Genomic DNA, 3819 nt, shown 5'->3' with positions numbered 1-3819 from the left:
AGACGCGCGAAATCATCGCATCGTGCGACGAACCGATGTCGACGCCGATCTTGACTTCAGGCTTGTCGAGCTCTTCCCACGTCTTCGGTGCCCGACTTCTACAAGGAAAAGTTGCTGCTGCTGAAGGACCAGCGCATCACCCGCGACGGCGTGATCGTGATCAAGTCGCAGCAGAGCCGCAGCCAGGAGCAGAATCGTGTTGCAGCGCTGGAACGGCTGGCGGCGCTGATCCGGGAGGCCGGCGTCATCCACCCATCGCGCAGGCCGACCAAACCCACCCGCAGCGCCAAACGCAAGCGCGTCGACAGCAAGACCCGGCGCGGGCTGCTGAAGGTGTTGCGTACGCGCATCGGCGAATAAGCTGGCGCCGGTGTCCGACCCGGGCGCCATCTTGCCAAACGCACCAGACGGCAACGCTTCCAGCCCTTGGACGGTCAGCGATGGCGCCTTCACCAGCGGATGAAGCAGGCTGCGAATTGATCTGCACTCAGCGCCGCAAAGACCCTCCCAAAAATGTTGTGCGAGGCAATCCCGTTGGGCAGCGGCAAGAATCGCCGCAGCCACTCCAACTTCTCTTGTCTCCAGAGCGCAACAGCGACCCAGCTGTCGGCGTCGCAAAGTATTGCGCATAGCGCGACGACGAGTATTTCCGTTAATCGCGATCCACGGGATGTATGCGCGGATCGTTCAAGTCGCAAACACCGCTTCGATGGTGGCTGTTTCAGCAGGTAATTAGCAAAAGTCGAGAATAAATGGCCTTTCTTCGATGTTTACAAGCACTCCTGCCGCAGCGCTTTCAAGCTCTCTCCTTCAGGGAGATTGGAGGTAATTTCCCTGTAGCGACAATAGTTTCCAACATATTTTTGAGAATATTCTCATATGTATTTTTCTGATAAGCGGACAAACTACTTTCATTGGTTGAGCATTTTTTGATATTCATTCGAAACCGCATTCCGATTCTGATAGGAACCGACATGAACAAGCAAGTCATCTTCTGCGCTCTGATCGCCTGTGTCTTGGGTTCAGCCACGGCGTGGGCCGCAGATACGGCCGAAATGCAGGTCAAAGGCAGGATCTATCCCGGTGCTTGCCTCACCACATTTACCGGCGACGGGACGATTGATTTTGGTGTGATTCCCGCTAGCAGACTGACGGCTGGTCAATATACCCGGTTGCCGGCGAAATCCATCGTATTGGCCCTGTCTTGCGATGCGCCGACAAGGGTAGCTTTGAAGTTCTCGGATAACCGCACGGCTTCCCGCGTCACTGGGATTCAGACCGATACGTCGAGCCCAACTCAGAATGCACACAACTTTGGGTTGGGTACCGTCAATGGGAAAAAGGTCGGCGGCTATGCGATTTCCATCGCCCCTGGCACGACAGTCGACGGTAAGGCTGCCACCCGATTGTGGGGGGATATCGGCGGTAACTCATGGAACTCTGGCTTCTATTGGGTAACGAACGACGACCTGCGTTATTTCTCGTTTAATAACGACGCAAGTATGACACCAGGCGCCCTGACGCTGTTGCAGGTCAAGTTCAATGTACATGTGGGACTCAACAAGCCGGAAAATCTCGACCTGCAACAGGACGTTCCACTCGATGGTTCGACCACGATCGAAGTGGTGTACCTGTGATCGACTCAGCGAAATCACAATCGTCCAGAGTTGCTTGACGCCACAGGGCCACAGAACCATTTTGTTCAAAGATCGCCGACCGTCATGCTGATCATGCCTGAACGGACCGTTGTTACGACGTCAGGAGTTGCCGCCCGAGACCGGCGCATCGCCCCTGCAGTGCGCTCACGCTAGCGTATTGAAGACAGCATGCATTGGGGCGACGATCATGAACTGGCATTTTTCGTTTGCCAGCTGATGCAATCCGGCCGGCACCAGCAGCTGCCATTGCGGGAAAAGCGCAGCCTCCGGCTCATCCAATACATACCACTGATCGCCAAAACGTTGCGTCAGCCGCGTGATAAAAGACTCGCCATGTGATTGCTCACGCAGAGAGCGTCCAACGTGCAGCGATGTCCTATTCGTACGTCATATCAAAAATCACAGCGCCGTCGGCCGTCCCACCTCTGACCACCGCGGAAGATGCCGGCTTGTAGTAACGCCCGCCGATAGGCACGGTGAAACTGCCACCAGTGGATTTGATACCGTCATACCCGGCCATGGTCTGGTCCGCGTCGTACGGTGCAATGGCGTTGCTGCCGCCGAAGCTCATTTGGATGCCGATGCCTTTTGCGGTGCCGGGTGCTCCCGGATTGTTAAGGTTGAAAACCTGGTTCGGCTGATCGAGCCAGCCGGAAGTCGGCGTGTTAAAGCGGATCTTCACCCGGGTCATGTTGGCGGGGCAGTTGTTGATGTTAATGACCCGGTTAACCCATGCGCTGGTTTGTACTCCGGCTCCCTGGAAGGTGGATAGGGGTACACGCCCCAACGGAATGACGACGTCGGGCGTGGAACAGGTCTGCTCGGCGAAATTGACCGCGCTGTACGTGATGTTGTGGGTGTAGAGCAACGGGACTGCGGCTCCGGCATCCGTCAGCGCGCTCATGAAACGCACTCCCGTGCGGCCGAATATCCCTGCGTTCACTTTTGCGCCGAGAGCCGCACTGCCGACTTTGACAAGAGCGAGCGATACGGTTTGTGAGGCCACGTATTTCCATGTGCCGCTTGAAGTCGTCCCCCCCAGGCTGATCAGCAACTGGGATTGGTTGTTGAAGAATCGGCTCGGCCCCACATTGCGCGAAGCGGGAAAGGTGGTGGGATTTCCGGTTGATCCGACGACCGAAGCGGTCACCGATCCGGTCGTCTTGGCGATAATGCCGACGCCGTCAACATTGGTGGCGATGTACGCATAATTCACCCCGCCCACACTTACTCTGTTGGTTGTCGAGATTGCCAGATCGGTGAAGACGCCAAAGTTGCTTCCGTTGATCGGCATGGTGCAGGTCCAGCTATCCGAGGTATCTGCGGCTACCCACCCGGTCAACATGGTCCCTACGGGCGCATTTCTCGGCTGACTCACCGACGCCGGGAAAGTCACTGCTGCGGTATGCGGCGTATCGATCGAGCAAGTCTGCGCCACGGCTGCATGCGTGCAGCACAGCATCGTGCCGAGCAGCAGCAAACAGCGAAAACCGGCTTTCATTTTTTGCTCCAATGTCATAATCCATCCCTATTCGCATGAAGCCCAGCCTGACGACGTGCCTGGTAGCTCAGCGATTGAATAAAGGATCCATTGTGCTGTTTCGCAGAGATGCGGGACATAGGAAAACTCCGAAAAAACATCGCTTTCTCGATGTTCGCCTTTGCACCACTGCTTGCAACTTTACCGGGACGCAAAAAAGCCGTCGGTCCAGTACCCCTGGAACGACGGCCTTTTTCACGGTGTTGTTACGACTGAATTACAGCGGAATCTGCGGCGGCACGTCTTCCGGACGCACGCCGGACAGCTTCTGCAGGTTTTCCAGCACGGTGGACTTGACCTTGCCGGCGGCGCGCTCTTGCACGATCCACTTGTTGATGTAGTCGAGCCAGGCCTTGTCGTCTTCCTTCGGCACGCCGATGTTGGTCGAGGTCGCTTCCAGCGGCATCGGCACGATCATGGTGCCCAGGCTCGGGTTCTTCTTGAGCACGTTCAGCGCCAGCAGCCAGACCAGCACTTGCACGTCGACGCGACCGGTTTGCAATGCCAGGGTGGCGTCGTCGGCTTTTTCCAGACGCACGATGGTGGCCTTGGGACAGACGCGCGAAATCATCGCATCGTGCGACGAACCGATGTCGACGCCGATCTTGACTTCAGGCTTGT

Annotated in this window: 5 protein-coding genes and 1 pseudogene; 3 read left to right on the top strand and 3 right to left on the bottom strand. The window is 56.8% G+C overall.

Annotated elements, in window-relative coordinates:
- The first annotated feature begins 111 nt into the window (after positions 1 to 111).
- On the top strand, positions 112 to 360 hold the full coding sequence (locus DXT88_RS23350) for a peptide chain release factor-like protein (protein ID WP_265216252.1): 249 nt from the start codon (positions 112 to 114) through the stop codon (positions 358 to 360).
- An 89-nt stretch (positions 361 to 449) separates the two neighbouring features.
- Here the strand turns inward: DXT88_RS23350 and DXT88_RS23345 are convergent, their stop codons facing one another.
- Positions 450 to 698, bottom strand: a complete 249-nt coding sequence (locus tag DXT88_RS23345; RefSeq protein ID WP_265216251.1) for a transposase family protein — start codon at positions 696 to 698, stop codon at positions 450 to 452.
- A 276-nt stretch (positions 699 to 974) separates the two neighbouring features.
- On the opposite strand from DXT88_RS23345, the gene DXT88_RS23340 reads away from it, so the two are divergent.
- Together DXT88_RS23340 and DXT88_RS23335 are read left to right on the top strand one after the other, a co-directional pair.
- Positions 975 to 1637, top strand: coding sequence for a DUF1120 domain-containing protein (locus DXT88_RS23340; protein WP_265216250.1), 663 nt, complete (start codon positions 975 to 977; stop codon positions 1635 to 1637).
- Between the two features lie 189 nt (positions 1638 to 1826).
- On the top strand, positions 1827 to 1997 hold the full coding sequence (locus tag DXT88_RS23335; protein ID WP_265216249.1) for a hypothetical protein: 171 nt from the start codon (positions 1827 to 1829) through the stop codon (positions 1995 to 1997).
- Positions 1998 to 2034: 37 nt separating this feature from the next.
- Here DXT88_RS23335 and DXT88_RS23330 read toward each other — a convergent pair whose 3' ends face one another.
- Both DXT88_RS23330 and DXT88_RS23325 read right to left on the bottom strand, forming a co-directional pair.
- Positions 2035 to 3177 carry a fimbrial protein gene (locus DXT88_RS23330; RefSeq protein WP_265216248.1) on the bottom strand — a complete coding sequence of 381 codons (1143 nt, stop codon included), beginning with the start codon at positions 3175 to 3177 and terminating at the stop codon, positions 2035 to 2037.
- A gap of 238 nt (positions 3178 to 3415) precedes the next feature.
- Positions 3416 to 3819 (bottom strand): annotated as a pseudogene (locus DXT88_RS23325) (transporter substrate-binding domain-containing protein); the annotation flags it as partial.

Source organism: Herbaspirillum lusitanum (genome assembly GCF_026127345.1).
GTDB lineage: Bacteria > Pseudomonadota > Gammaproteobacteria > Burkholderiales > Burkholderiaceae_D > Herbaspirillum > Herbaspirillum lusitanum.
This window is presented reverse-complemented; position numbering and strand designations above follow the sequence as displayed.

Coding starts and splice junctions, on each gene's coding strand:
- DXT88_RS23340 (WP_265216250.1), top strand. CDS start 975: ATGAACAAGCAAGTCATCTTCTGCGCTCTGATCGCCTGTGTCTTGGGT.
- DXT88_RS23335 (WP_265216249.1), top strand. CDS start 1,827: ATGCATTGGGGCGACGATCATGAACTGGCATTTTTCGTTTGCCAGCTG.
- DXT88_RS23330 (WP_265216248.1), bottom strand. CDS start 3,177: ATGACATTGGAGCAAAAAATGAAAGCCGGTTTTCGCTGTTTGCTGCTG.